A 25,004-nucleotide genomic window follows, 5' to 3' on the forward strand; every position below is an offset into this window, starting at 1 on the left:
CGCACCTCGTGCCGGCTGTCGGCGCCGCACGGCAAGATGGGCCCGTGAGCGAGACGGAGACCGAGCCCGACAACGACACAGGCATCGCGCGCCCGGAGCCCGGCGACGCCACCCCCGACACCGACCCGCAGGCCGAGCTGCGCCAGGAGCACCGCGTGCTGGCGGAGGAGGTCGAGGAGGCGCGTTGGCGCTACTACGTGCTCGACGACCCGACCATCGACGACGCCGACTTCGACGCGAAGATGCGGCGGCTCGAGGCGCTCGAGGAGGAGGTGCCCGACCTCCGCACGCCCGACTCACCCACCCAGAAGGTCGGCGGCGCGGTGTCCACCGAGTTCACCGCGGTCGACCACCTCGAGCGGATGGAGAGCCTGGACAACGCCTTCTCCTACGACGAGCTGGAGACGTGGTACGCCCGGCTCGGTCGCGACGGCATCGAGGCGCCCGCGCTGCTCTGCGAGCTCAAGGTCGACGGCCTGGCGATCAACCTCCTCTACGAGGACGGCCGTCTCGTCCGGGCCCTGACCCGTGGCGACGGACGCACCGGCGAGGACGTGACGCCCAACGTCAAGACGATCGACTCGGTTCCCCACCGGCTGAAGGGGACCAAGAAGTTCCCGGTGCCGAAGCTGATCGAGGTGCGCGGCGAGGTGTTCCTCCCGGTCGAGGCGTTCCAGCGGCTCAACGAGTCGCTGCTCGAGGCCGGCAAGCAGCAGTTCGCCAACCCGCGCAACTCCGCGGCCGGGTCGTTGCGCCAGAAGGACCCCAAGGTCACCGCCAGCCGCGCCCTCGGCATGGTCTGCCACGGCCTCGGCAAGCGCGAGGGCTTCCAGCCCCGGGCACAGTCGCACTCCTACGAGGCGCTGGCGGCCTGGGGCCTGCCGGTCTCCGACCAGGTGAAGGTCGTCGCCACCCTCAAGGAGGTCGAGGCCTACATCGAGAACGCCGGCGAGCACCGGCACTCGATCGTGCCCTACGAGATCGACGGCGTCGTGGTGAAGGTCGACGACGTCACCCTCCAGCGCCGGTTGGGCTCGACCAGCCGGGCGCCGCGCTGGGCCATCGCGTTCAAGTACCCGCCCGAGGAGGTCAACGCCAAGCTCCTCGAGATCCGCACCAACACCGGCCGCACGGGTCGGGTGACGCCGTTCGGCGTGATGGAGCCCACCAAGGTGGCCGGCTCCACCGTCGAGCGGGCCACCCTGCACAACGCCCACGAGGTGAAGCGCAAGGACGTCCGTCCCGGCGACACCGTGATCCTGCGCAAGGCCGGCGACGTGATCCCGGAGATCCTCGGCCCGGTGCTCGCGGTACGCCCGACGGGGCTGGCCGAGTGGGTGATGCCGACCGAGTGCGAGTCGTGCGGCACCACGCTGGTCGAGGAGAAGGAGGGCGACAAGGACCTCCGGTGCCCCAACCACCACACCTGTCCGTCCCAGCTGCTCGACCGCGTCTTCCACGTCGCCGGTCGGGGCGCCTTCGACATCGAGGGTCTGGGCTCCGAGGCGGCCTACGAGCTGCTCCGGGCGGGCGTGATCGAGGACGAGGGCGACGTCTTCGACCTCGACCGGGACAAGCTGCTGCGCACCGACCTGTTCACCCGGGCTGCCAAGAGGGGCGAGGAGGGTCCCCAGCTCTCCGCCAACGGCGAGAAGCTGCTCGACAACCTCGCGAAGTCCAAGGACGTCCCGCTGTGGCGGGTGGTCGTGGCGCTCTCGATCCGCCACGTCGGCCCGACGGCTGCGCGAGCGCTGGCCACCGAGTTCGGCTCGATGGAGGCTATCCGCGCGGCCTCGGAGGCCGACATCTCGGCCGCCGAGCAGGTCGGCCCGACGATCGCCGCGTCGGTGCGCGACTGGTTCGACGGTCCCGAGTCCGACTGGCACAACGAGATCGTGCGCAAGTGGGCCGAGGCCGGCGTACGCATGCAGGACGAGCGCGACACCTCGACACCTCAGACCCTGGCCGGCATGACCATCGTGGTCACCGGTTCGCTTGCCGAGTTCAGCCGCGACGGTGCCAAGGAGGCGATCGTCTCGCGTGGCGGCAAGGCGGCCTCGAGCGTGTCCAAGAAGACCGACTACGTGGTGGTGGGGGACAGCCCCGGATCGAAGGCGGAGAAGGCCGAGCAACTCGGCGTGACCGTTCTCGACGAGGACGGCTTCAAGGCCCTGCTGGAGGACGGCACCGCCTGACGCGGGACTCCCGGTGTCACCTGATCCGGGTGAAGCCGGGCCGCCAGTCGTGCGGTGGTGTCGAAAGGTGACTGAGACTCCCAGCCCCGCGACCGCCAGCGCAGCACTGTTCGGGAACAGGTTCCTGACCCGTGAGGTGCCCACGAAGACCTTCCCTGACAGCGGTATGTCGCCGGTCGAGGCGATGCGGCTGGTGGGTGAGGACATCGCCCTCGAGGGCGACCCGGCCCGCAACCTGGCCACCTTCGTGACGACGTGGATGGAGCCCGAGGCCCGGAAGATCATCGCGGGCAACCTGCACCGGAACTTCATCGACCACGCCGAGTACCCCCGCACTGCCGAGATCGAGCAGCGCTGCATCCGCATGCTCGCCGATCTCTTCCACGCTCCCGGCGAGACCACGGGCGCGCGCACGCAGGGATCGTCGGAGGCGATCATGCTGGGCGGGCTCTCCCTGAAGTGGAACTGGCGCAAGCGCCGCGAGGCCGCGGGCGCTTCGACTGCTGCGCCGAACCTGGTCTTCGGTGGCGACGTGCACGTGGTGTGGGAGAAGTTCTGCCGCTACTTCGACGTCGAACCACGGATCGTGCCGCTCCAGCCGGACAAGTACACGATCGGCCCGGACGATGTTGCGCCCCGGGTCGACGAGAACACGATCGGTGTCGCCGCGGTGCTCGGCACGACCTTCACCGGCCACAAGGACGACGTCGTCGGGATCAACGACCTCCTCGTGCGCCTCAAGGCCGAGCAGGGACTCGACGTACCCCTGCACGTCGACGGTGCGAGCGGTGGCTTCGTGTGGCCCTTCCTCTACCCCGACTCCCCGTGGGACTTCCGGCTCGAGCAGGTCCACTCGATCAACGTATCCGGGCACAAGTTCGGTCTCGTCTACCCCGGCATCGGCTGGCTGATCTTCCGCGAGAAGGACGACCTCGCCAAGGACCTCGTCTTCGAGGAGAACTACCTCGGCAAGACCGATGCGACGTTCACCCTGAACTTCTCGACCGGCTCGGCGATGGTGCTCGCGCAGTACTACAACCTCGTCCGCTACGGCCGCGAGGGCTACACCTACATCATGCAGGCGATGCAGCAGAACGCCGAGGTGCTGGCCGACAAGCTCGAGGCCATGGACCTGTTCGAGGTGATCGGGCGTGACCAGGAGCAGCTCCCGCTCGTCGCGTTCAAGCTCAAGGAGGAGCGCAGCTACAACGAGTTCGACATCGCCTGGCAGCTCTCGGCGGAACGAGGCTGGATGGTGCCGGCGTACACCCTTCCGCCGGATGCGCAGGACGTCACGATCATGCGCGCCCTGGTGAAGGAGACGATGAGCCGGGAGCACGTCGACACGCTGGCGCGCGACATCATCGACGCGTGCGCGACGCTCGAGGCCAAGGGCGGAGCCCATGAGTCGGAGCGACGCAAGATGGTGGTCGGTCCGGGCCACTGATCCCGAGTCGTCCGCTCATGGCCGCCGGCACCGCCCTCTCCGGGTTACCGATCCGGGTACCGGCCGACGCCACCGAGGTGACGACCGACGGGCCGCGACCCTTCGTGACGCGGGTGCGGTACGTGCGCTCCGACGGTCGCGTCGTGCACTGGCAGGCACGGGCCCACCGGAAGGTCCACGGACGCGGCCTCACCTGGTGGACGGCGTTGTTGTTCGCGGTGGGATCGGTCTGCTTCGTCGTCGGCCCGCTTCCGGCGTACGCCGAGGCGGTCGGTGCCCGCGCCGATGCCTACACCTTCTTCGTCGGCTCGTTGTTCTTCACCACGGCCGGCTACCTGACCTACGTACAGGTGGTACGCGAGGACGGGCACCGATGGTTCGGATGGATGCCTCGCCACCTCGGGTTCTGGGCCGCCTCGATCCAGCTGGTCGGCACGCTCTACTTCAACGTGACCACCTTCGCGGGCCTGTTCGACGTACCCACTGACCTGGCCAACCGGATCGTCTGGCGTCCCGATGCCCTGGGCTCGGTGTGCTTCCTGGTCGCCTCGGCCCTCGCCTTCGTCGAGGCCGGCCACCGCTGGTGGTCCTGGCGGCCGGGCGAGCGCGACTGGCACATCACCGCGCTCAACATGTGGGGCTCGGTCTTCTTCGGGCTGTCGGCCGTCGGTGCGCACTACGACCCGTCGGGGTCGATCTCGCACGTGCAGCTCGCGAACGGCGGGACCGTCCTCGGAGCGGTGTGCTTCCTGGTCGCCTCACTGCTGATGATGGGCGAGGGCAGGCCTGACTGAACCTGCGGACTCCGGGTCAGCGGATGGCTCGGACCACCAGGTCGGCGACAGCGGCCTGCTCCTTGGCGAACGGGTGGTAGCGCGCGGCCTGCCGTTCGTTGTCGACCGAGCCGTTGATCCACGGGTCATCCGAGCAGATGTCATGACCCTTGCTCGCGGTCCACACGTCGACGTACTGCGACTTCGACGCCCTGGCCGCCTTGCGCAGCATCTCGGTGAGCGCGAGGTTGATCCGCTCGGCATAGGCGTAGTCACCCCGGGCGAGGGGGAGCTCGGGGCAGGCGTTGGTGGCCGAGACGATCTGGGGGTAGCCGACCACGAGCACCTGCGCCTTCGGTGATCGCTGGTGGACGTCGCGGAGCAGCCGGGTGACGACGACGCCCGTGCGGTCCAGAGCACCGAGCAGGGAGTCCTTCCCGGACACGTCCATCGCGGCCTGGCACGGCGCGCCGCCGGGGTCGCTGGCCCGCAGCGCCGGGCATCGACCGACCAGCCGGCCGAAGACCTTCTCGTCGTTGCCGCCGATCCCGACCGTCACGACGTCGGTGCTCGGCTTGAGCGCAGTCAGCTGTGGGGGGATGCCGGGGTACTGGCTCTGCTCGAAGTCCTTGGTGCTCGCTCCGGCGCAGCTGCGGTCCTCGAGCTTTGCTCCGAGCTTCTTGGCCACGACCGAGGGGTAGTTCGACGAGGAGCGGAAGCAGCCGTTGGCCACGTCGGTGACGGGCACGAGTGGTGCGGCCACGTAGGAGTCGCCGAGGGCGACGTACCTCAGGCTCGTGGGCGGCGCGCTGGGCACCAGGGCGGTGTCACCGGATCCGCTCGGCTGCGTGCCCTCGGCTGTCGACGTCGAGCAGCCGGTCAGCAGGAGTCCGCTGAGCAGGCACGTGAGGAGGGCCGCCCCTCTTCGGGACGCCATCTGGCGTCTGCGCGTCGTCATCGGTCTCCTTCTCGCTGACCACCGACGGTAGCCGGACGCTGGGAGTCGCGGCCGAGGCCCGGGCCCACCAGGCCGCGAGCGCGAGGCCGACCGCGGTCACGGTGAGGGCAGGACCACCGCCGACCACCTCGACCGACACCGGCGCCAGCAGTGAACCGACGAGCGCGGCCGCCACGATGACGCTGTCGTTCAGCCCGAAGACGGAAGCCCTGACCTCGTCGGAGACCTCCTCCTGCAGCACGCTCGTGGCGGCTGCCTCGACGCTGACCGCGGCGGCACCGGCGAGGGCGAGCGGGACGAGCGCCCACCCGATCGAGGGGGCGGGGACGACGAGCAGCACGCCGAGCGCGACCAGGAACAGGCCGCGCCGCATCGACACGACCGGGGTCGCGCCGATCCGGCGGAGCAGTGGCGCGCCGAGAGCGGCGAACCCGAGCACCCCGGTGGCCAGCCCGTAGCCCGCGGCGTCGGAGGACCAGGAGTCCAACGCCATCGGGAGCAGGGCCAGTGCGACCAGCGAGATGCCCAGGTTCACCGCGGCCATCACCGCGATCGCGCGCCAGGCAGAAGGCGCGCGTCGCAAGGCTGCGTACGCCGAGGGACGCCGGTCGCGACCCTGACGTCGACGGGGGGCCGGCATGGTGACCGGCAGGATCAGCACCAGGGCGACGACGGTCATGGCGACCGGGACCCAGGGCAGCACGTCGCGGGTGGCCGAGCCCAGCAGCAGCCCGCCGACGGCGGCACCGACGACGAACGCGCCGACCTCGACCGTGACGAGCAGGTCGGTGGCCGAGCGGCGTCGTGCACCGGCTATTCCGGGCATCGCGGCCACCATCGCGGGATAGGCAGGCGTCGCGATCGCGACGGCCAGGGTGCAGCAGACCACCGCCACCCACGGGCGCTCGGCCACCACGGCCAGTGCGGTCGCGGTCAGCAGCACACCGCGAGCCAGCAGGGTGGCCCGCACGATGAGGTCACGGCGCATCGCGTCGGCCAGGCGGGCGGTCAGCCAGGAGATCGCGACGTAGGGCAGCATCCGGGCGCTGCCGGCCAGGCCGAGCAGCCACGGGTTGTCGGTGTTGGCCGCGACCAGGACGAGCAGCAGCGGCCAGGGGAGCGCGACGGCGAGGGCTCCGATGGCGTGGGCGACGATGGCGCGACGGGTGGTCCCGTCGAGACGGGACATCTCATCGATCCAGGAGGAAGGTCGGCAACGGGGCGAACCCGTTGAACCCCACGGTCGAGTAGCAGCTGGTGTAGGCGCCCGACGAGAGCAGCCGGACCTCGTCGCCCTCGCAGAGGCTGACCGGCAGGTCGACCATCCGGTCCTGGTAGAGCACGTCGGCGCTGTCGCAGGTCGGCCCGGCCAGCACGCACGGTCGCGTGGCGGCACCCTCGGCGGCTTCCTCGGCGGAGGTGGTGATCCGGTAGCGGATCGCCTCCTCGAGGGTCTCGACCAGCCCGGTGAAGACGCCGGCGTCGAGGTAGACCCAGCGCACCCCGCCCCGGTCGATGACACCGATGACCGAGGCGACGAGAGTCCCGGCGTCACCGACGATGCCGCGTCCCGGCTCGACCAGGGTCTCGGGGCGGTCCTCGCCGAAGGAGTGTCGGAGGTGGCGGTCGATGGCTTCGCCGTACGACGAGACCGGGCGGCAGCCCTCCTCGTGGGAGGCCGGGAAGCCGCCACCGAGGTCCAGGACGGTGGGGAAGATCCCGCGGGTGCGGAGCAGCTCGAAGACGCGCGCGGAGGCCGCGATCGGTCCGGCCCACGCCTCGGGGTCGCGCTGCTGCGACCCGACGTGGAAGGAGACGCCGGCGGCCTCGAGGCCGAGCTGGTCGGCGAGGGTGAGCACCTCGACCGCTTCGTACGTCGAGCAGCCGTACTTGCGTGAGAGCGGCCAGTCGGAGCCCTCGCCGGACGTCAGGAGTCGGCACAGCACGCGGCTCCCGGGGGCGGCCTCGGCCACCTTGTCGACCTCGTCGAGGGAGTCCACGACGAACAGCCGGACCCCGAGCGCTGCCGCCTCGACGACGTGGTCGCGCCGCTTGACCGGGTTGGAGTAGACGAGGTCGTCGGGAGTCGCACCCGCGGCCAGCGCCGCTCGGACCTCGACCGGACTGGCGACGTCGAACCGGCACCCGACGGCGGCGAGCTCGCGGAGCAGCTGCGGGTGCGGGTTGGCCTTGACGGCGTAGTGCACGGCCGTCCCGGGGAGTGCGGCCGCAAGGTCGACGAAGTGACGCACGGCGGCTAGCACGTCCAGCTCGAGGTACGGCGTGGTGCGCGAGGGTGCCACCTCGGCGGTGCGCTGGCGGGGAAGTCGGTGCGGGAGCGTGCTGGTCATCGCGTCTCCTGGGGACTCGTTGCCCGGAGGAGTGCGCCGGTGGCCCGGCAGATACGCCTGCAGCCCGGCGCCTAGGATTGCGGCCATGCCTGAGATCACCCGCGACGAGGTGCGCCATCTGGCCGACCTCGCCCGCATCGACCTCGACGACGCCGAGCTCGACCACCTGGCGCCGCAGCTGTCGGTGATCCTCGAGTCGGTCGCCTCGATCAACGAGGTCGCCGCCGAGGACATCCCGCCGACCTCGCACCCGATCCCGGTGACCAACGTGTTCCGCGAGGACGTCGAGGTCCCGTGCCTCACCCCCGAGCAGGCCCTGTCCGGCGCTCCGGCGGTGGAGGACCAGCGCTTCGCCGTACCCCGCATCCTCGGGGACGAGCAGTGAACACCCTGATCACCCGGAGCGCCTCCGACCTCGCCACGGCGCTCGGGGCGGGCGAGACGACGAGCGTCGAGATCACCCAGGCCTTCCTCGACCGGATCGCGGCCGTCGACGCCGACGTGCACGCGTTCCTGCACGTCGACGCCGAGGGGGCGCTGGCCGCCGCCCGCGACTCCGACGAGCGGCGGGCCACGGGAGACATCCGTTCCCGTCTCGACGGCGTCCCGGTCGCGGTCAAGGACGTGCTCGCGACCGAGGGCCTGCCCACCACCTGCGGCTCGAAGATCCTCGAGGGCTGGATCCCGCCGTACGACGCCACGGTGGTCCGGCGCCTCAGGCAAGCCGGGCTCCCGATCCTCGGCAAGACCAACATGGACGAGTTCGCGATGGGCTCCTCGACCGAGCACTCGGCCTACGGGCCCACCCGCAACCCGTGGGACCTCGACCGCATCCCCGGAGGCTCCGGCGGCGGTTCCGCCGCGGCGGTGGCCGCCTTCATGGCGCCGCTCGCGATCGGCACCGACACCGGCGGCTCGATCCGCCAGCCGGGCGCCGTCACCGGCACCGTCGGCGTCAAGCCGACCTACGGCGGGATCTCCCGCTACGGACTGGTGGCGATGGCCAACTCGCTCGACCAGGCCGGTCCGGTCACACGCACCGTCCTCGACGCCGCCCTGCTGCACGAGATCGTCGGCGGGCACGACCCCCTCGACTCGACGAGCATCGACCAGCCGGTCCCGCTGGTCGCGGAGTCGGCGTACTCCGGAGTGACCGGAGACCTCGCCGGCCTGCGGGTGGGCGTGGTGGCCGAGCTGGGTGGCGAGGGCTACCAGGCCGGCGTGCAGCAGCGCTTCGACGAGGCGGTCGAGCTGCTGGTCAAGGCCGGTGCCGAGATCGTGCAGGTGAGCTGCCCCAACTTCGTGCACGCCCTGGCGGCGTACTACCTGATCATGCCGAGCGAGGCCTCCTCCAACCTCGCCCGCTTCGACGCGATGCGCTACGGCCTGCGGGTGCTGCCCGAGGGGGTGGAGGCGCCGAGCGCGGAGGAGGTGATGCGCGCGACCCGCGACGCCGGCTTCGGTGACGAGGTGAAGCGGCGCATCATCCTGGGCACCTACGCGCTGTCCAGCGGCTACTACGACGCCTACTACGGCCAGGCCCAGAAGGTGCGCACCCTGATCAGTCGCGACTTCGAGCGCGCCTTCGAGCAGGCCGACGTGCTGGTCTCGCCGACCGCGCCGACCACAGCGTTCAGGCTGGGGGAGAAGCTGGACGACCCGCTGGCGATGTACCTCAACGACATCGCCACCATCCCGGCCAACCTGGCCGGCGTCCCCGGGCTCTCCGTGCCGGCCGGTCTCGCACCCGAGGACGACCTGCCGGTCGGCTTCCAGGTGCTGGCTCCCGCCCTGGCGGACGACCGGCTCTACCGCGTCGGTGCCGCGCTCGAGACGCTGCTGGAGCAGCAGTGGGGCGGACCGTTGCTCGATCCCGACAAGCTGGACAAGGCGGTGGCCCGATGACGACGGCAGAGCTGCTCTCGTTCGACGACGCGCTCGCGGCTTACGACCCGGCGCTGGGGCTCGAGGTCCACGTCGAGCTCAACACCAACACGAAGATGTTCTGTGGCTGCCCGGCGACCTTCGGCGGCGAGCCCAACACCCAGACCTGTCCGACCTGCCTCGGCCTGCCGGGGTCGATGCCGGTGGTCAACGGCAAGGCCGTCGAGTCGGCCATCCGCATCGGTCTGGCGTTGAACTGCGAGATCGCCGAGTGGTGCCGGTTCGCGCGGAAGAACTACTTCTACCCGGACATGCCGAAGAACTTCCAGACCTCGCAGTACGACGAGCCGATCGCCTTCGAGGGCTGGACCGACGTCGAGGTCCCAGGAGAGAACGGGGTCGAGACCTTCCGCATCGAGATTGAGCGCGCCCACATGGAGGAGGACACCGGCAAGTCGCTGCACGTCGGTGGCGCCACCGGCCGCATCCACGGCGCGGAGTACTCCCTCGTCGACTACAACCGCGCCGGCATCCCCCTGATCGAGATCGTCACCAAGCCGATCATGGGGACGCGCGAGAAGGCGCCGGCCGTGGCCCGTGCCTACGTCGCCCATCTGCGCGAGCTGATCCTCGGCCTCGGTGTCTCCGACGTACGCATGGAGCAGGGATCACTGCGCTGCGACGTCAACCTCTCACTCGCGCCGACCGGCTCGGGCCAGCTCGGCACCCGCACCGAGACCAAGAACGTCAACTCGCTGCGCTCGGTCGAGCGGGCGGCGCGCTACGAGATCGGTCGTCACGCCGCGATCCTGGCCGCCGGCGGCTCGATCCTGCAGGAGACGCGGCACTGGCACGAGGACACCGGCATCACCACGTCGGGGCGTGAGAAGTCCGACGCCGAGGACTACCGCTACTTCCCCGAGCCCGACCTCGTCCCGGTCGCGCCGTCGCGCGAGTGGGTCGAGGAGCTGCGTGGCTCGCTGCCCGAGCCGCCGCGCGAGCGTCGCGCCCGGCTGCAGGCCGACTGGGGCTTCTCCGACCTCGAGATGCGCGACACCGTGGGTGCCGGGGCCCTCGGCCTGGTCGAGGAGACCATCGCCGCCGGTGCCTCCCCGCAGGCTGCCCGCAAGTGGTGGCTATCCGAGCTGGCTCGCCGCGCCAACGAGCAGAACACCGAGATCTCCGCCCTGCCGATCACGCCGGCCGACGTGGCCCGCATCCAGGCCCTCGTCGACGACGGCTCGATCAACGACAAGCTGGCCCGGCAGGTCTTCGACGGCGTACTCGCCGGCGAGGGCACGCCCGACGAGGTGGTCGCCGCCCGCAGGCTGGCGATCGTCTCCGACGAGGGCGCCCTCGGCGAGGCCGTCGACCGCGCGATCGAGGCCAACCCCGACGTCGCCGAGAAGATCCGCGACGGCAAGGTGGCGGCCGCCGGTGCCCTGATCGGCGCCGTGATGAAGGAGATGCGCGGCCAGGCCGACGCCGGCCGGGTCCGCGAGCTGATCCTCGAGCGGTTGTCGTAGGGCTCAGGGGCGGACGAGCAGGATCCGGTCGTCCTGCGCGGCCGGCTCGCCACGGCCGTCGCGGTTGGACGTGGTGACCCAGAGGTTGCCGTCGGGGGCGGCGGCGACGGTGCGCATCCGGCCGTACTTCCCGACGAAGAACGACTTCTCGGCGCTGACCTTCTGCCCGTGGACGTCGATCCGCCAGAGCCGCTCGCCGCGCAGCGCGCCGAGCCAGAGCTTCCCGTCGAGGAAGGCGAGGCCCGACGGTGAGGCCTCGTCGGTGTGCCACTGCACCTGCGGGTCGGTGAACCTCGGAGTGTCGCTGCCCTTGCCCTCGACCTCGGGCCAGCCGTAGTTGAAGCCACGCTTGATCAGGTTGAGCTCGTCCCACGTGTCCTGGCCGAACTCGGAGGCCCACAGGTTGCCCTCGTGGTCGAACGCGAGTCCCTGCACGTTGCGGTGACCGGCGGTCCAGATCGGCGACGACGGGTCGGGGTTCCCCTCCGCCGGCTTCCCGTCCTGGCCGATGCGCAGGATCTTGCCGCCGAGTGAGTCCATGTCCTGCGCGAGCTCGGGCTGGCCGGCCTCGCCGGTCGAGACGTAGAGCCAGCCGTCCGGGCCGAAGATCATCCGCCCGCCGTCGTGGTTCCCCGCCTTCGGGATGCCGGTCAGGATCGGCCGCAGGGGCCCGAGCTTCCCGTTGGTGAACGTGGTGCGCAGGACCCGGTTGTCATCCTGGGCGGTGGCGTAGAAGAACACCCGCTTGTCCCGTTCGTACGACGGTGAGACCGCGACGCCGAGCAAACCGGCCTCACCGTTGGGCTCGGCCTCCTCGACCCGACCGACCTCGGTCACCTGGCGGCCGGTGATCTGCAGGACCCGACCGGAGTCGCGCTCGGTGACCAGGGCCGAACCGTCGGGCAGGAAGGCGATGCCCCACGGCACGGCGAGGTGGTCGGCGATGGTGCCGATGACCTTGGGTGCGGCGGAGGCCGCCGGCGAGGGCGTCGGGGTCGGAGTGGGGGTGGGCGTAGCGGACGGTTCCGGGGACGGCGTACCGCTGCCTTCCACCTTCTTGTCGGCCGACGGGTCGACGTGCGCGCACGCGGTGAGCACCAGCGCAACCAGGACGAGCGCGAGGGGCCGCTTCATCTGGCGAGGGTAGCCAGCGACGCCTACTCGGGCACCCGGTCGAGAAGGTCGAGCAACGCCTCGTGCACCTCGGTCGGCTTCTCCATCGAGATGAAATGGGTGGCCCCGATCTCCACGTACGTCGCCCCGGGGATCCGCTCGGCAGCGGTCGACATGTCGTGGGAGGAGGCGAGGATGTCGTACTTGCCGGCGAGGAAGCTGGTCGGGACGTCGATGGTGCGCAGCGAGACCCGTAGGTGCAACGAGGAGTGCAGCGCCAGGTGCATGTACCAGTCGATCGGAGTGGTCAGGAACTCCTTGATCGCGCGACGGGCGAGCTCCGGGTCGGGCATCGGCAGCATGAAGCCGCTGTGCGTCATCACCTGGATGGAGACCGGCCCGACCGGCAGTCGGGAGGCGATCTGGGTGAGCGGCTTGCCGATCAGCTTCATCACCCGGGCCGCGTTGACGGTGATCGGCTTGCGGGTCGGGCGGGGCACGAAGACCGGCGCGAGCATCGAGGCGAACGTGTCGCCCGGGACGCCGCCCACCGCGAACAGGCCGGTGACCCGCTCCGGATGGCGCACCGCCACCTCGAACATCGTGTTGACCCCCATCGACCAGCCCATCAGCACGCAGGCGTCGACCCCGGCGTCGTCGAGCACCGCGATGGCGTCCTCGGCGAAGGCGTCGATGCCGACGTGCTCGGTGTCGACGGGACGCTCTGACCCGCCGGTGCCGCGGTGGTTCCAGGAGATCACCCGGACCCCGCACGCGGGGTCGAGCAGGGCGGGCCAGCTGTAGGGGTTGGTGCCGAGCCCGTTGCACAACAGCACGGTCGGCCCGTCGACGTCGTTGGTCCAGGCCTGGAGCCTGGTGCCGTCACCGCTGGTGACCGTGTAGTGGCGCAGGGCCAAGCCGTCGTCGACGGAGGGCGCCACGTGCAGCGTCTGGGCAGCGGACATGGCTGGATTGTCCCCCACCAACCCGTCCGCGGGGCGGATTCGTGGCTGAGGTCACCGCGGCCGGGTGCCGGAGCGGTCGGAGCGGTCGGAGCCGCCTCAGCCGAGCCGGGCCGCAGGGAGAGAGGGAGGCGCGGCACCGGCCCGGCGAGCACGTCGGGCGAGCACCGAGTCGACGAACTCCTGCGTCTCGTCCCGTTCCCGTCGGCCGGCCGCCAGGGCCGTGGAGGCCACCATGGCGTTGCGGCACGCCTGGCGCTGGCTGTTCTCCGCCCAGCGCTGGAGCGGCGCGAACAGCGGTCCGACGAGCTGGTTCATGAGGATCTCCCTTGCTCAGCGGGTGGGCCCCGAGCGGCCCGTCCCCCCGCAGTGCCTCAAAACTAGGCAACGGTGGAGTCCCGGGCGTCACGCCTGTGTGACGGGTGTGTGAACAAAACCGGGTCCGGGCCGGGTACCTGTGGACGAACCTGTGCGCAACCGATGAGTTCGTGTCCGTGCCCGGGTCTACATTGCGACTCGAGGCGAGGAGGTCAGGAATGCCTGACGAGACGTTGTTGATGATCGGGACGCGCAAGGGCCTGTGGCTCGGCAGGTCCGACGCGCTCCGCCAGCGGTGGACCATCGAGGGTCCCCACTTCCCGATGATGGAGATCTACTCCTGCCTCGTCGACACCCGGGGGGAGCGACCACGCCTGCTGGTCGGCGCCTCGCTGAGCTGGACCGGCCCCCAGGTGTTCAGCTCCGACGACCTCGGCCAGAGCTGGCAGGAGCACCCCATCGGCTTCCCCGAGGGTCTCGACGCCTCGGTCGAGCGCGTCTGGCAGCTCGTCCCCGGACCCGAGCCCGAGGTGGTGTACGCCGGCACCGAGCCGGCCGCCGTCTTCAAGTCCACCGATGGGGGCGCCACCTTCGACCTCGAGCGTGCGCTGTGGGAGCACCCCCACCGCACCGAGTGGGGTGCCGGCTTCGGCGGCCAGGCGTTCCACACCCTGCTCCCACACCCGCAGGACAGCGAGTCGGTGACCGTGGCCCTCTCGACCGGCGGTGTCTACCAGACCCACGACGGGGGAGCCTCCTGGGAGCCGCGCAACCACGGCATCCGGGCCGAGTTCCTCCCCGAGGGCCAGCAGTACCCCGAGTTCGGCCAGTGCGTGCACAAGGTGACCCGTCATCCCTCCAACCCGCGGCGGCTGTTCGCCCAGAACCACGGCGGCGTCTACCGCTCCGACGACGAGGGTGAGACCTGGGTCTCGATCGCCGAGGGGCTGCCGTCCGACTTCGGGTTCCCGATCGTGGTGCACCCGCACGAGCCCGACACCGTCTTCGTGTTCCCCATCGGAGGTGGCGACTCGCGCTTCCCGCCCGAGGGCCGCCCGCGCGTGTGGCGCTCCCGCGACGCCGGGGAGACGTGGGAGCCGCTGGGCGAAGGTCTGCCCGAGGCCTTCTACGCAGCGGTGATGCGTGATGCCATGTGCGCCGACACCCACGACCCGGCGGGCCTCTACTTCGGCGGCCGCAACGGCAGCGTCTGGGGCTCGGCCGACTCCGGCGAGACCTGGCACGACGTCGCCGCCAACCTGCCCGACGTGATGGTGGTCCGGGCCGGAGTGATCTAGTAGCCGGGTGATCTAGAAGGTCGCGGTCGTCGGCAGGTACGCCGGCAGCCCCGGCTTGCCGACCTCGACGTCGAGGATGGCCTGGTGGGAGGCGTCGCCGGCCACGGCCGACTGGTTGGCGACCAGCACCCGGGTGCCGAAGAAGGTCGCGCTGCACGGGGTGTCGAAGGGCACCGTCGATGCGTTGTCGCCGGTGATCGGCTGCCCGAACCTGGTGATCTCCTGACCCGTGGCACTCAGCTCCACCACCTGGTTGGACAGCCCGGACAGGGCGACGTACACGTGCCCGGAGCGGGCGATGCCGAAGCCGTCGGGCAGGTCACCGGGCCGGGAGGTCCACAGCGTCCGCAGGGTGCCGGGCCGCCCCCCGGTGTCGACCGGCAGCCGGTAGAGGTGTCCGTTGGTCGGCAGCGAGGCCCCGTCGGTGGAGGTCTGCTGGCTGATCAGGAGGTCGTGCGAGGCGGCGCGGTAGCGGATGCCCGTCGTACCGAACTCGACCGACGACAGGGCCGGCGAGCTGAACCACCGCTGGGGGGTGGGCGAACCGTGCGGCACCTTCCAGATGACCCCGTGGCCGTAGTCGGTGACGAACAGGTTCCCGCCCGGCCCCCAGGTCGCGTAGTTGGGCACGGTCCCGTCGGGGAAGCGGACCACCCGCCGGAACCGACCGGTGCGCACGTCGAGGGTCAGGACCGACGCGGTCGAGGTCTCGAGCAGTACCAGCTTCCCGTCGTGGGTCTGGTTGGCGACCTGCACCCCGTGGTCCTCGTCCAGGACCTGGCCGGGCACCGTCCAGGAGCGGAGCTGCCTGCCGTCGGCGCTCCACTCGACGACCGTGGAGGGCGCGGTGCTGCCGGAGTCGACGTAGCTGCCGGCGTAGACCCGACCGTTGGTGTGCACGTGCACGTACGCCGGGAAGCCGGGTGCCGGCATCGATGCGAAGACCCGGGTGTCGCCGCGTGGCCGAGCAGCCGCCGAGGCGGGGGAGCAGAGCGACATGGCGAGGAACCCCACCAGGACCAGGGCGGCCGCGCGTCGTACGACTGGGTGCTGGGGCATGGCGACTCCTGTGACGAACAACCTGAATAAGTGTCAGATTCAGGTTCAGACCCTACACTCGCCACATGCCTGTGGTGGATGCGACCTGGACCACATCGCCGAGGCGACGGGTCCCTCGACAGGAACGGAGCCGTCGCCGGGTCGAGGGACTCCTCGACGCCGCCGCCCGGATCGTGGTCGAGCGCGGTGTCGACGCCCTGACCACGCGCGACATCGCCGATGCGGCCGAGGCCCCGGTGGCCTCGCTCTACCAGTACTTCAACGACAAGGAGGACGTCCTGCTCGCCCTCGCCCAGCGCGACATGGACGAGATGGACGCCCAGGTCGCCGAGGACCTCGCCGCACTGAGGGTCCTCTCCGTGGACACGCTGGTGCGTACGACGATGCTGGCGTTCGTCAGCGTCTACCACCGCCGCCCGGCCTTCGTGGAGATCTACCTGCGCGGCCGCACCAACCAGGCCGTGCACCAGTTCGGCCGCGAGCACAACCAGCGCGTGGCCGAGAACCTGCGGGCCTTCGCGATCGACGCCGGGCTCGCCGACGAGCGACTGACCGGGAAGATCGCGCACCTGGCCGTCGAGGTCGGCGACCGGATCTTCCAGCTCGCCTTCGCCGAGGACGACCACGGTGACCCCGAGCTGATCGAGGAGGGCGTCGTCCTCGTCAGCTCCTACCTCGACCGCTACGCCACCGCGAAGGGGCGTAAGGGGATCCGCCAGTGACGCTTCGTGACGACGTGGCCGGGGCAGCCCGCCGGCTGGCCACCGAGGGTCTGCTCATCGGCACGGCCGGGAACGTCTCGGCCCGCGAGGGCGACCGCATCGCCGTGACCGCGACCGGGGTGGTCCTCGCCGACTGCACACCCGAGCAGGTCACGGTCGTCACGCCGACCGGCGAGGTCGTCGAGGGCACCCTGCTGCCGACTTCCGAGCTCGACCTCCACCTGTCCGTGTACGCCGCTACCGGCACCGGTTCCGTCGTACACACCCACGCGCCGTTCTCGACCGCGGTGGCCTGTGTCCTCGACGAGCTGCCGGTGCTGCACTACCAACAGCTGCTGCTCGGCGGCACCATCCGGGTCGCGCCGTACGCCACCTTCGGGACGCCCGGTCTGGCGTCCCACGTGACTGCCGCCCTCACCGACCGGCAGGCCGCGCTGATGGCCAACCACGGCTCGGTCGCCGTCGGGAGCTCGCTCGACAAGGCCGTCGAGAACGCGCTGCTGCTGGAGTGGCTGGCCGCCCTCCACCAGCGCGCGTCTGCCCTCGGCGCGCCGCGCGTGCTCAGCGAGCAGCAGCAGGCAGACGTCATCACCCAGGCCCTCGCCCGCAGCTACGGCACCACCGCAGAGATCACCCAGGAGAACCCATGAAGATCGCCACCGTCGGCGTGCACGTCCTCGACACCCACGTCATCGGCATCGAGTCGATCCCCGACGGCTCGGACGGCCAGCTGGTCGAGACGATCCGGTTCTCGCCGGCCGGCACCGCAGGAGGTACGGCGGTCGTGCTCAGCCGCCTCGGTGCGGAGGTGCACAGCTTCGGTGCCGTGGGCGACGACCCGATCGCGGACAGCCTGCTCGCACTGCTCGCCCGCGAGGGCATCGACGTCTCGGGTCTGGTGCGCAAGGCCGACCAGCAGACCTCCTCGTCGGTGATTCCGGTGCGGCCCAACGGCGACCGCCCGGCCTGGCACTGCATCGGAGCCAACGGTGCCTTCACCCTCGACGACCTCGACCTCACGGCACTCGACGGCAGCACCCACGTGCACCTCGGCGGTCCGGAGTTCCTCGGAGGCGAGGCGGCCGGCAGGCTGCTCGCACATGCCCGCTCGATCGGAGCGACCACCTCGCTCGACATCCTGGCTCCGGGTGACCCCGACATGCTGGCCTGGATCGCCGATGCCTTGCCCCACGCCGACTACCTGCTGCCCAACGACGAGCAGGTCCTCGGCTTCACCGGCGCGTCCTCGCTGGACGACGGTGCACGAGCCCTCGTCGAGCGTGGCGTGGGCTGCGTGGCCGTGACCCAGGGAGCCAAGGGTGCGCTGGTCGTCACCGCCGACGAGACGATCGAGGTGCCGGCGTACGACATCGACGTGGTGGACACCACCGGCTGCGGCGACGCGTTCTCGGCCGGCTTCCTGCGTGGCCTCTCGCTGGGTCTCGACCTCCGGGGAGCGGCCGAGCTCGGCTGCGCGACCGCCGCGCAGGTGGCGCAGGGGCTGGGCACCGACGCGGGGGACTACACCCTCGAGAGCGTCCAGGCCTTCGCGAGCACTAATCTCGGGGCATGACCGAGACGCCCGACATCAAGCCCCGTTCCCGCGACGTCACGGACGGTCTGGAGAAGGCCGCCGCCCGGGGAATGCTCCGTGCCGTAGGCATGGGCGACGACGACTGGGTCAAGCCGCAGATCGGGGTGGCCTCGAGCTGGAACGAGATCACCCCGTGCAACCTGTCGCTCCAGCGGCTGGCGCAGGCCGTGAAGAACGGTGTGCACGCCGCCCAGGGCTACCCGCTCGAGTTCGGGACCATCTCGGTCTCCGACGGCATCTCGATGGGCCACGAAGGGATGCACTTCTCCCTGGTCTCGCGCGAGGTGATCGCCGACTCCGTGGAGACGGTGATGATGGCCGAGCGGCTCGACGGCTCGGTGCTGCTGGCCGGTTGCGACAAGTCGCTGCCCGGCATGCTGATGGCCGCCGCGCGGCTCGACCTCGCCTCGGTGTTCCTGTACGCCGGTTCGATCATGCCGGGCCAGGTCGACGGCCAGGACGTGACGATCATCGACGCCTTCGAGGCCGTCGGTGCCTGCCTGGCCGGGAAGATCTCGCGCGAGCGGGTCGACGAGATCGAGCGTGCGATCTGCCCGGGGGAAGGTGCGTGTGGCGGCATGTACACCGCCAACACGATGGCCGCCGTCGCCGAGGCGCTCGGGATGAGCCTGCCCGGCTCGGCCGCCCCGCCGGCCGTGGACCGTCGTCGCGACGGGTTCGCCCATCGCTCCGGCGAGGCCGTGGTGGAGATGCTGCGCCAGGGCATCACCGCCCGCCAGATCCTGACCATGGAGGCCTTCGAGAACGCGATCGCCGTCGTGATGGCCCTCGGCGGCTCCACCAACGCCGTACTCCACCTGCTGGCGATCGCCCGCGAGGCCGAGGTCGACCTGACCATCGACGACTTCAACCGCATCGGCGACAAGGTGCCGCACCTCGGCGACCTCAAGCCGTTCGGCCGGTTCGTGATGAACGACGTCGACAAGATCGGCGGCATCCCGGTCGTGATGAAAGCGCTGCTCGACGCCGGCCTGATGCACGGCGGCTGCCTCACCGTCACCGGCAAGACGATGCGCGAGAACCTCGAGGCGCTCGCCCCCAACGGCATCGACGGTGAGGTGATCCGCCCGCTCGACAAGCCGATCCACGCCACCGGCGGGCTCACGATCCTGAAGGGCACGCTCGCTCCCGAGGGAGCGGTCGTGAAGTCGGCCGGCTTCGACGACTCCACCTTCACCGGCACCGCACGGGTCTTCGACGGCGAGCGCGCCGCGATGGACGCCCTCGAGCAGAAGCAAATTGTCGCCGGCGACGTCGTGGTGATCCGCTACGAGGGTCCCAAGGGCGGGCCGGGGATGCGCGAGATGCTCGCGATCACCGGTGCCATCAAGGGCGCCGGGCTCGGCAAGGACGTCCTGCTGATCACCGACGGCCGCTTCTCGGGCGGTACGACGGGCCTGTGTGTGGGCCACATCGCCCCCGAGGCCGTCGACGCGGGACCCATCGCCTTCGTGCGCGACGGCGACCAGATCACCCTTGACGTCGCCAACCGCACCCTCGACGTCGCGATCGAGGAGTCCGAGCTCGCCTCCCGCCAGGACGGCTGGACCCCCAACGAGCCCAAGTACACCCGCGGCGTTCTCGGCAAGTACGCCAAGGTCGTCCAGTCGGCTGCTCACGGCGCCGTCTGCGGCTGACCAGCCCCCCGTGCTTGGCTGGGGGGCATGGACCAGCGGATCAGCTTCGTCACGCTTGCCGTCGCCGACCTCGACCGGACCAGGACCTTCTACGTCGACGGTCTCGGCTGGAAGCCGGAGCTGCTCGTGCCGGATGAGGTGCTGATGATCCGGGCCGGGGACAGGTTGATCCTGTCGCTGTGGTCCGAGGAGGGGTTCGAGGCCGAGGTCGGACCGATCCGTCGCGGCGCGGGAATCGTCCCGATCACGCTGGCGCACAACGTCGCCACCGAGTCCGAGGTCGACGAGATCCTGGCGCTGGCGGCGTCGCTCGGGGCCGAGGCCGGCGAGGGACAGCGCCGCGACTGGGGCGGCTACACCGGCTACTTCGCCGACCCCGACGGCTTCCGCTGGGAGATCGCCATGAACCCCGACGAGATCGGTCGGTCCGTGCTGCCGTGACTGCCCTGACCCTCGAGCCCTTCCTCGTCGAGCACCTGCCGCTGGTGCAGCCGTGGTTCGAGAACGACGAGGTCCGGCACCGGCTGGGCGGTCCGGACTGGCCGGTGCGCTCCTTGACGGTGGCCGAGTTGGACGACGACGAGTTCCGTGGCATGCGGGTGCTGCGGTCGCACACCTGGCTGGCGCGGCTGGCCGGCACGCCGGTCGGCTACCTCGGCGGCGAGGTCTACGACCGGTGGACGGTCTGGGACGGGCAGCGGGTGACCGCCTGGGAGCCAGGTCCGGCGATGGGCACGGCGTACGTCGTGGCTCCGGACCGCTGGCGACAGGGGATCGGCTCGGCCCTGCTGCTGGCGTGGGTGGAGACCCTCGAGGTCGAGGACGTCGACGTGTTCGTGCTCGGCATCGACCACGACAACGTGGCCAGCCGTCGGTGCGCGGAGAGCGCGGGCTTCCGCGCGGAGGTGGACGTGCCCGACTGGGAGGAGATCGTCTACTTCACTCGCCGGCGCGAACGTCCATGACGACCTCGAACTCCAGCAGGTCCGCGCCCGAGGCGACCGGCTTCGCGCGCTGACCCGAGTGTGCCTCGATGGCGGGGCCGTCGCGCCAGGCAGCGAAGGACTCCTCGTCCTCCCACGTCGTGACGACGAAGTAGCGGTCCTCGCCCCTGACCGGGCGGAGCAGCTGGAAGCCGAGGAAGCCCGGCGACCCGTCGACCGTGTGGGCCCGGTTGGCGAACCGCTTCTCCAGCTCCTCGTGGGCGGCGTCGGGCACGGAGATGGCGTTGATCTTCACGACTGGCATGTCCCCGAGGCTAGCGAGGAGCCCTCAGCCGATCGCGGTCGCCGGCAGGTCGAACCAGCGCAGGTGCTCGAAGTCCGAGCTCAACGAGGTCGGGGGAGTGAGGTCGGGGTCGGGGGCTTCGGACAGGATCTTGGCGCCGTCGGCGAGGTGCTGGGCGAGCAGCGACTCGTCGCCGGCGAGGCGCGAGGTCGGGGCGTGCATCCCGTCCTCGTCGTAGGAGATCGCCGAGAGCCGCAACGGCGGCTCGACCAGGCCCTCACGATGGGTCCAGCGACCGGTGACGGTGTCGAAGTGGTAGTCGCCGAGCAGCCGCCAGCCGTCGCGCGCGACGAGCCGCACCGCCTCGATGATGTAGTCGGCCACGGCGTCGGAGAGGAAGTAGTTGAAGTTCACCCGCACCCAGCCGGGCTTGATGCCCTCGCAGCCGCCGGTGATCTCGCGCTCGAACTCGTGGCTGCGCTCGATGTCGATGCCCAGCAGCCGGTGACCGTAGGGACCGGCGCACGAGCACCCACCCCGCGACTGGATGCCGAACAGGTCGTTGAGCACGGCGACCACGAAGTTGTGGTGGAGGTAGCGACCCGACGGAGCGCGTACGACGAACGACACGATCGAGAGCCGGTCGGCGTCGATGTTCCCGAGGATCTCGATCGCGGGCTCCTGGCTCCACCTCGCCACCGCGCGGGAGAGGAACCGTTCCTCGGCCTTCCGGATCGTCTCCACCCCGATCGCCTGCTTGAGCTGGAAGACGAGCCCGGCCCGGATCGACTCGATGATGGCCGGGGTGCCGCCCTCCTCGCGGTGCTCCGGCTCGGGCAGGTAGGCGTGGTCGGAGTCGTTCACGTAGGCGACCGTCCCGCCGCCCGGCACGTCGGGCACGCGGTTGCCGAACAGCTCGCGCCGGGCCACCAGCACCCCTGGTGTCGACGGGCCGCCGATGAACTTGTGCGGCGAGAGGAAGATCGCGTCCTTCCAGGCCAGCGGGTGCTCGTCTCGGGAGGGGTACATCTCGATGTCGATGTACGGCGCTGCGGCCGCGAAGTCCCAGAACGACAGGGCACCGTGCTCGTGCAGGATCTCCGCGATCGCGACCGTGTTCGACACGATGCCGGTCACGTTCGAGGCGGCCGAGAACGACCCGATCCGGAGCGGCCGGTCGGCGTACTCCACGCACGTCTCGCGGAGCCGGTCGAGGTCGATGTGGCCGTCGGCGTCCTGCGGGATGGTGACGACGTCGGCGATGGTCTCGCGCCACGGCACCTCGTTGGAGTGGTGCTCGTAGGGGCCGATGAACACGACCGGGCGCTCCGCGGCCGGGATGTGCGCGTCCAGCCGGTAGCGGTCCTCGAGCGCTGAGGGGATCCGCAGCCCCAGCACGCCGATCAGCTTCGACACCGCACCGGTCGTGCCCGATCCGGCGAACAGCACCACGGTCTCGTCGTCGCCACCGACCGCGTCGTGGATGATGCGGCGAGCGTCCTCGCGCAGCCGGGTGGTCTGCAGGCCGGTGCCGCTGGACTCGGTGTGGGTGTTGGCGTAGCTCGGCAGCACCTCGTCGCGGATGAAGTCCTCGATGAAGGAGAGGGCGCGTCCCGAGGCGGTGTAGTCGGCGTAGGTCACCCGCCGGTCGCCGTACGGCGTGCGCATGACGTGGTCCTCGCCGATCACGGAATCCCGGACCAGGCGCACCAGCCCCGACTCGACCAGCCCCGACTCGACCTCCATGCCACGCAGGCTACGCGCCCGCCGCCCGGCGCAGCGCCTCGATGCTCCTCGCCACGTCGTCGTCGGTGGTGGAGGCGTTGCTGACCGCGATCCGGAGTACCGCACGGCCGCGCCAGCGCGACCCGCTCGTCCAGGCCACGCCGTCGGCCAGCATCCGGTCGACCACGGCCAGGGTGCGCTCGTCGCTGCCGAAGGACACGCACACCTGGGTGAAGACCACGTCGTTGAGCACCTCGGCTCCCGGGATCTCGGCCATCGCCTCGGCGAACGTACGTGCGTGCCGGCACATCCGCTCGACCATCCCGGCCACGCCGTCGCGACCCGAGGCCCGGATCGCGGCCCACACCGGGACTCCACGGGCCCGGCGCGACATCTCGGGGACGCGGTCCATCGGGTCGCCGGCGGCGTCCGGGATGAAGTAGTCGCCCTGCGCGCCCATCGCCGCGTTGAGGGCAGCGGCGTCCCGGACGGCGACGATGCCGCAGTCGTAGGGCACGTTCAGCGTCTTGTGCGCGTCGGTCGCCCAGGAGTCGGCCTGCTCGATCCCCGCGGTGAGGTGTCGGTACGCCGGACTGGCGGCCGCCCAGAGCCCGAAGGCGCCGTCGACGTGCACCCACGTCGGATGCTGGTGGGCGATCTCGATGCACTCGGCGAGTGGGTCGCACGCACCGGAGTGCAGGTTGCCCGCCTGAAGCAGCACGATCGTCGGTTGGTGAGGGGACTGCGCCAGCGCGCGTCGAAGGGCGTCGGGGACGATGCGACCCTGCTCGTCGGCCTCCACCAGCTCAGCGGCGGGGAGTCCCAGGAAGCGCAGCGCGAGGTCGGCCGACACGTGCCGTTCCTCCCCGGCCAGCACCCGCAACGGCGGTCCGCCGGCGAGCCCGCGGGAGAGGTCCCAGCCCGCCTTCATCAGCAAGGTGTCGCGTCCCGCCGCCAGTCCGGTGAAGTTCGCCATCGTCGCGCCGGTCACGAAGCCGACCCCGCTGTCGGCGGGCAGGCCCAGCAGCTCCAGGAACCAGGCGGCCGCGACCTCCTCGACCGCCACCACGGCCGGGGTGACCTTCCGCAGCACGGTGTTCTGGTCCCAGGCGCTGGCCAGCCAGTCGGACGCCAGCGCGGCCGGTTGGGAGCCGCCGATGACGAAGCCGAAGAAGCGGCCCGACGGCATGCCGGTGAGCCCGGGCTCGCAGGCGGTGGCGAGCAGGTCGACCACGTCCTCCGCCGGGGTGGGGCCGTCGAGGAGGTCGCGACCCAGGGCAGCGGCGACGGCATCGGCGTCCGCCTGCGGCGACACGGGGCGGTCGGCCAGGCTGGCCAGCCAGCGACGGGCGTGCTCGTGGGCGCGGTCGAGCGGGAGGGCCCGCTGGGTGTCGAGGTCGGTGTCCGTGGCGTGCGTGGTCATGCGTCGAGTCTTGGCCGCCCACCTTCCCGGCGCCATCCCTCCGGCTTCCCCGGTCTAGCCTCGTCGGCGTGAGCACCGTGAACGAGTACGGCCAACCGGTCGGGGACCCCGTCGACTGGACCCCCGGACCGCCCCTGGTCCCCGTCGTCCTGACCGGGCGCAGCTGCCGGCTCGAGCCGCTGGGCGACCACCACGTCGAGGGCCTGTACGCCGCCCTGTGCGCCGGCTCCCCGCCGAGCATCTGGACCTACATGCCGACCGGCCCGTTCGCGGACGTCGGCGCCTTCGCCGAGCACGTGGCGAAGCTGCGCGCCACACCGGCGATGGTCCCGATGGCGATCCTGCTGCCCGACGGCGTCCCGGTCGGAATCGCGACCTTCCTGCGCATCGACCATGCCAACGGCACGGCCGAGGTCGGCTACATCAGCTACTCGGCGGCGCTCCAGCGGACGACGGCGGCGACCGAGGCGATGTACCTGATGGCGGCCCACGCCTTCGACGTGGTCGGCGTGCGCCGCTACGAGTGGAAGTGCGACGCGCTCAACGCCGCCTCACGCAGCGCGGCGGCCCGGCTCGGCTTCACCTACGAGGGCACCTTCCGGCAGGCCGTCGTCACCAAGGGCCGCAACCGGGACACCGCCTGGTTCGCCATCACCGACGGCGAGTGGCCGCGCCTGCGAGCCGCCTTCGAGGCCTGGCTCGACCCGGCCAACTTCGACGAGCAGGGCCGGCAGCGCGCACGGCTGCAGGACCTGCCCCGGGCCTGAGTGA

Annotated in this window: 24 protein-coding genes; 14 read left to right on the forward strand and 10 right to left on the reverse strand. The window is 70.9% G+C overall.

The window, feature by feature from the left end:
- The first annotated feature begins 44 nt into the window (after nt 1-44).
- From ligA to H976_RS28070, 3 genes are all read left to right on the forward strand, one after another.
- Complete coding sequence (gene ligA / locus H976_RS0122120; protein WP_081683112.1) at nt 45-2,195, forward strand: NAD-dependent DNA ligase LigA; 2,151 nt, start codon at nt 45-47, stop codon at nt 2,193-2,195.
- Between the two features lie 67 nt (nt 2,196-2,262).
- Complete coding sequence (locus tag H976_RS0122125) at nt 2,263-3,642, forward strand: glutamate decarboxylase (RefSeq protein ID WP_027863292.1); 1,380 nt, start codon at nt 2,263-2,265, stop codon at nt 3,640-3,642.
- Nucleotides 3,643-3,659: 17 nt separating this feature from the next.
- Nucleotides 3,660-4,436: a YrhK family protein gene (locus H976_RS28070; RefSeq protein WP_027863293.1), complete on the forward strand. Its 777-nt coding sequence runs from the start codon at nt 3,660-3,662 to the stop codon at nt 4,434-4,436.
- Nucleotides 4,437-4,452: 16 nt separating this feature from the next.
- On the opposite strand, the gene H976_RS0122135 is transcribed toward H976_RS28070, so the two are convergent.
- Genes H976_RS0122135 through H976_RS0122145 form a run of 3 tightly spaced genes read right to left on the reverse strand, consistent with a single transcriptional unit; the run spans nt 4,453 to nt 7,724 of the window.
- Nucleotides 4,453-5,352, reverse strand: a complete 900-nt coding sequence (locus H976_RS0122135) for an SGNH/GDSL hydrolase family protein (protein ID WP_027863294.1) — start codon at nt 5,350-5,352, stop codon at nt 4,453-4,455.
- Nucleotides 5,243-6,562, reverse strand: a complete 1,320-nt coding sequence (locus tag H976_RS0122140; RefSeq protein WP_027863295.1) for an MFS transporter — start codon at nt 6,560-6,562, stop codon at nt 5,243-5,245. Before H976_RS0122140 ends, H976_RS0122135 begins: the two co-directional genes overlap by 110 nt.
- 1 nt (nt 6,563) lies before the next feature.
- Nucleotides 6,564-7,724, reverse strand: a complete 1,161-nt coding sequence (locus H976_RS0122145; RefSeq protein WP_081683114.1) for a type III PLP-dependent enzyme — start codon at nt 7,722-7,724, stop codon at nt 6,564-6,566.
- Nucleotides 7,725-7,809: 85 nt separating this feature from the next.
- On the opposite strand from H976_RS0122145, the gene gatC reads away from it, so the two are divergent.
- Genes gatC through gatB form a run of 3 tightly spaced genes read left to right on the forward strand, consistent with a single transcriptional unit; the run spans nt 7,810 to nt 11,134 of the window.
- Nucleotides 7,810-8,109, forward strand: a complete 300-nt coding sequence (gene gatC / locus H976_RS0122150; protein ID WP_027863297.1) for an Asp-tRNA(Asn)/Glu-tRNA(Gln) amidotransferase subunit GatC — start codon at nt 7,810-7,812, stop codon at nt 8,107-8,109.
- Nucleotides 8,106-9,629 carry an Asp-tRNA(Asn)/Glu-tRNA(Gln) amidotransferase subunit GatA gene (gene gatA, locus H976_RS0122155; RefSeq protein ID WP_027863298.1) on the forward strand — a complete coding sequence of 508 codons (1,524 nt, stop codon included), beginning with the start codon at nt 8,106-8,108 and terminating at the stop codon, nt 9,627-9,629. Before gatC ends, gatA begins: the two co-directional genes overlap by 4 nt.
- A complete protein-coding gene (gatB, locus tag H976_RS0122160; protein ID WP_027863299.1) occupies nt 9,626-11,134 on the forward strand; it encodes an Asp-tRNA(Asn)/Glu-tRNA(Gln) amidotransferase subunit GatB in 1,509 nt (502 codons plus the stop codon). Before gatA ends, gatB begins: the two co-directional genes overlap by 4 nt.
- 3 nt (nt 11,135-11,137) lie before the next feature.
- On the opposite strand, the gene H976_RS0122165 is transcribed toward gatB, so the two are convergent.
- From H976_RS0122165 to H976_RS0122175, 3 genes are all read right to left on the reverse strand, one after another.
- Entirely contained in the window at nt 11,138-12,268 is a 1,131-nt protein-coding gene (locus H976_RS0122165) for a sorbosone dehydrogenase family protein (RefSeq protein WP_027863300.1), read from the reverse strand.
- Between the two features lie 23 nt (nt 12,269-12,291).
- Nucleotides 12,292-13,212 carry an alpha/beta fold hydrolase gene (locus tag H976_RS0122170; protein WP_081683115.1) on the reverse strand — a complete coding sequence of 307 codons (921 nt, stop codon included), beginning with the start codon at nt 13,210-13,212 and terminating at the stop codon, nt 12,292-12,294.
- A 96-nt stretch (nt 13,213-13,308) separates the two neighbouring features.
- Complete coding sequence (locus H976_RS0122175; RefSeq protein ID WP_027863302.1) at nt 13,309-13,527, reverse strand: hypothetical protein; 219 nt, start codon at nt 13,525-13,527, stop codon at nt 13,309-13,311.
- A 218-nt stretch (nt 13,528-13,745) separates the two neighbouring features.
- Here H976_RS0122175 and H976_RS0122180 point away from each other — a divergent pair, with 218 nt between their 5' ends.
- Nucleotides 13,746-14,825: a glycosyl hydrolase gene (locus H976_RS0122180; protein ID WP_027863303.1), complete on the forward strand. Its 1,080-nt coding sequence runs from the start codon at nt 13,746-13,748 to the stop codon at nt 14,823-14,825.
- Between the two features lie 12 nt (nt 14,826-14,837).
- Here H976_RS0122180 and H976_RS0122185 read toward each other — a convergent pair whose 3' ends face one another.
- Nucleotides 14,838-15,884: a hypothetical protein gene (locus H976_RS0122185; protein WP_027863304.1), complete on the reverse strand. Its 1,047-nt coding sequence runs from the start codon at nt 15,882-15,884 to the stop codon at nt 14,838-14,840.
- Between the two features lie 65 nt (nt 15,885-15,949).
- Here H976_RS0122185 and H976_RS0122190 point away from each other — a divergent pair, with 65 nt between their 5' ends.
- Genes H976_RS0122190 through H976_RS28075 form a run of 6 tightly spaced genes read left to right on the forward strand, consistent with a single transcriptional unit; the run spans nt 15,950 to nt 20,823 of the window.
- Nucleotides 15,950-16,606, forward strand: a complete 657-nt coding sequence (locus H976_RS0122190) for a TetR/AcrR family transcriptional regulator (RefSeq protein ID WP_081683116.1) — start codon at nt 15,950-15,952, stop codon at nt 16,604-16,606.
- On the forward strand, nt 16,603-17,256 hold the full coding sequence (locus H976_RS0122195) for a class II aldolase/adducin family protein (RefSeq protein ID WP_027863306.1): 654 nt from the start codon (nt 16,603-16,605) through the stop codon (nt 17,254-17,256). The genes H976_RS0122190 and H976_RS0122195 overlap by 4 nt, the downstream gene beginning before the upstream one ends.
- On the forward strand, nt 17,253-18,179 hold the full coding sequence (locus tag H976_RS0122200) for a carbohydrate kinase family protein (protein ID WP_027863307.1): 927 nt from the start codon (nt 17,253-17,255) through the stop codon (nt 18,177-18,179). Before H976_RS0122195 ends, H976_RS0122200 begins: the two co-directional genes overlap by 4 nt.
- Nucleotides 18,176-19,858 carry a dihydroxy-acid dehydratase gene (gene ilvD, locus H976_RS0122205; RefSeq protein WP_027863308.1) on the forward strand — a complete coding sequence of 561 codons (1,683 nt, stop codon included), beginning with the start codon at nt 18,176-18,178 and terminating at the stop codon, nt 19,856-19,858. Before H976_RS0122200 ends, ilvD begins: the two co-directional genes overlap by 4 nt.
- Before the next feature lie 27 nt (nt 19,859-19,885).
- Entirely contained in the window at nt 19,886-20,299 is a 414-nt protein-coding gene (locus tag H976_RS0122210) for a VOC family protein (RefSeq protein WP_027863309.1), read from the forward strand.
- Nucleotides 20,296-20,823 (forward strand): GNAT family N-acetyltransferase, encoded by a 528-nt coding sequence (locus H976_RS28075; protein ID WP_196804185.1) that lies wholly within the window; start codon nt 20,296-20,298, stop codon nt 20,821-20,823. Before H976_RS0122210 ends, H976_RS28075 begins: the two co-directional genes overlap by 4 nt.
- On the opposite strand, the gene H976_RS0122220 is transcribed toward H976_RS28075, so the two are convergent.
- The 3 genes from H976_RS0122220 to H976_RS0122230 are packed head-to-tail and all read right to left on the reverse strand — an operon-like array spanning nt 20,798 to nt 24,233.
- Nucleotides 20,798-21,106: an antibiotic biosynthesis monooxygenase gene (locus H976_RS0122220; RefSeq protein ID WP_027863310.1), complete on the reverse strand. Its 309-nt coding sequence runs from the start codon at nt 21,104-21,106 to the stop codon at nt 20,798-20,800. The genes H976_RS28075 and H976_RS0122220 overlap by 26 nt on opposite strands.
- 24 nt (nt 21,107-21,130) lie before the next feature.
- Entirely contained in the window at nt 21,131-22,831 is a 1,701-nt protein-coding gene (locus tag H976_RS0122225) for an aminotransferase class V-fold PLP-dependent enzyme (protein ID WP_027863311.1), read from the reverse strand.
- 10 nt (nt 22,832-22,841) lie between these two features.
- Entirely contained in the window at nt 22,842-24,233 is a 1,392-nt protein-coding gene (locus H976_RS0122230) for an aminotransferase class V-fold PLP-dependent enzyme (protein WP_027863312.1), read from the reverse strand.
- Nucleotides 24,234-24,301: 68 nt separating this feature from the next.
- Between H976_RS0122230 and H976_RS0122235 the strand changes: the two genes are divergently transcribed.
- On the forward strand, nt 24,302-25,000 hold the full coding sequence (locus H976_RS0122235; RefSeq protein WP_027863313.1) for a GNAT family N-acetyltransferase: 699 nt from the start codon (nt 24,302-24,304) through the stop codon (nt 24,998-25,000).
- The last annotated feature ends 4 nt before the right edge of the window (nt 25,001-25,004 follow it).

The sequence above is a fragment of the Marmoricola sp. URHB0036 genome (assembly GCF_000426045.1).
Taxonomy (GTDB): Bacteria; Actinomycetota; Actinomycetes; order Propionibacteriales; family Nocardioidaceae; genus Marmoricola.

Bases quoted from the DNA above. Each gene is read 5' to 3' on its own strand.
- H976_RS28070 (WP_027863293.1), top strand. From the start codon at position 3,660: ATGGCCGCCGGCACCGCCCTCTCCGGGTTACCGATCCGGGTACCGGCC.
- H976_RS0122135 (WP_027863294.1), bottom strand. From the start codon at position 5,352: ATGGCGTCCCGAAGAGGGGCGGCCCTCCTCACGTGCCTGCTCAGCGGA.
- H976_RS0122140 (WP_027863295.1), bottom strand. From the start codon at position 6,562: ATGTCCCGTCTCGACGGGACCACCCGTCGCGCCATCGTCGCCCACGCC.
- H976_RS0122145 (WP_081683114.1), bottom strand. From the start codon at position 7,724: ATGACCAGCACGCTCCCGCACCGACTTCCCCGCCAGCGCACCGCCGAG.
- gatC (WP_027863297.1), top strand. From the start codon at position 7,810: ATGCCTGAGATCACCCGCGACGAGGTGCGCCATCTGGCCGACCTCGCC.
- gatB (WP_027863299.1), top strand. From the start codon at position 9,626: ATGACGACGGCAGAGCTGCTCTCGTTCGACGACGCGCTCGCGGCTTAC.
- H976_RS0122165 (WP_027863300.1), bottom strand. From the start codon at position 12,268: ATGAAGCGGCCCCTCGCGCTCGTCCTGGTTGCGCTGGTGCTCACCGCG.
- H976_RS0122170 (WP_081683115.1), bottom strand. From the start codon at position 13,212: ATGTCCGCTGCCCAGACGCTGCACGTGGCGCCCTCCGTCGACGACGGC.
- H976_RS0122175 (WP_027863302.1), bottom strand. From the start codon at position 13,527: ATGAACCAGCTCGTCGGACCGCTGTTCGCGCCGCTCCAGCGCTGGGCG.
- H976_RS0122180 (WP_027863303.1), top strand. From the start codon at position 13,746: ATGCCTGACGAGACGTTGTTGATGATCGGGACGCGCAAGGGCCTGTGG.
- H976_RS0122185 (WP_027863304.1), bottom strand. From the start codon at position 15,884: ATGCCCCAGCACCCAGTCGTACGACGCGCGGCCGCCCTGGTCCTGGTG.
- H976_RS0122190 (WP_081683116.1), top strand. From the start codon at position 15,950: ATGCCTGTGGTGGATGCGACCTGGACCACATCGCCGAGGCGACGGGTC.
- H976_RS0122200 (WP_027863307.1), top strand. From the start codon at position 17,253: ATGAAGATCGCCACCGTCGGCGTGCACGTCCTCGACACCCACGTCATC.
- ilvD (WP_027863308.1), top strand. From the start codon at position 18,176: ATGACCGAGACGCCCGACATCAAGCCCCGTTCCCGCGACGTCACGGAC.
- H976_RS0122210 (WP_027863309.1), top strand. From the start codon at position 19,886: ATGGACCAGCGGATCAGCTTCGTCACGCTTGCCGTCGCCGACCTCGAC.
- H976_RS0122220 (WP_027863310.1), bottom strand. From the start codon at position 21,106: ATGCCAGTCGTGAAGATCAACGCCATCTCCGTGCCCGACGCCGCCCAC.
- H976_RS0122225 (WP_027863311.1), bottom strand. From the start codon at position 22,831: ATGGAGGTCGAGTCGGGGCTGGTCGAGTCGGGGCTGGTGCGCCTGGTC.
- H976_RS0122230 (WP_027863312.1), bottom strand. From the start codon at position 24,233: ATGACCACGCACGCCACGGACACCGACCTCGACACCCAGCGGGCCCTC.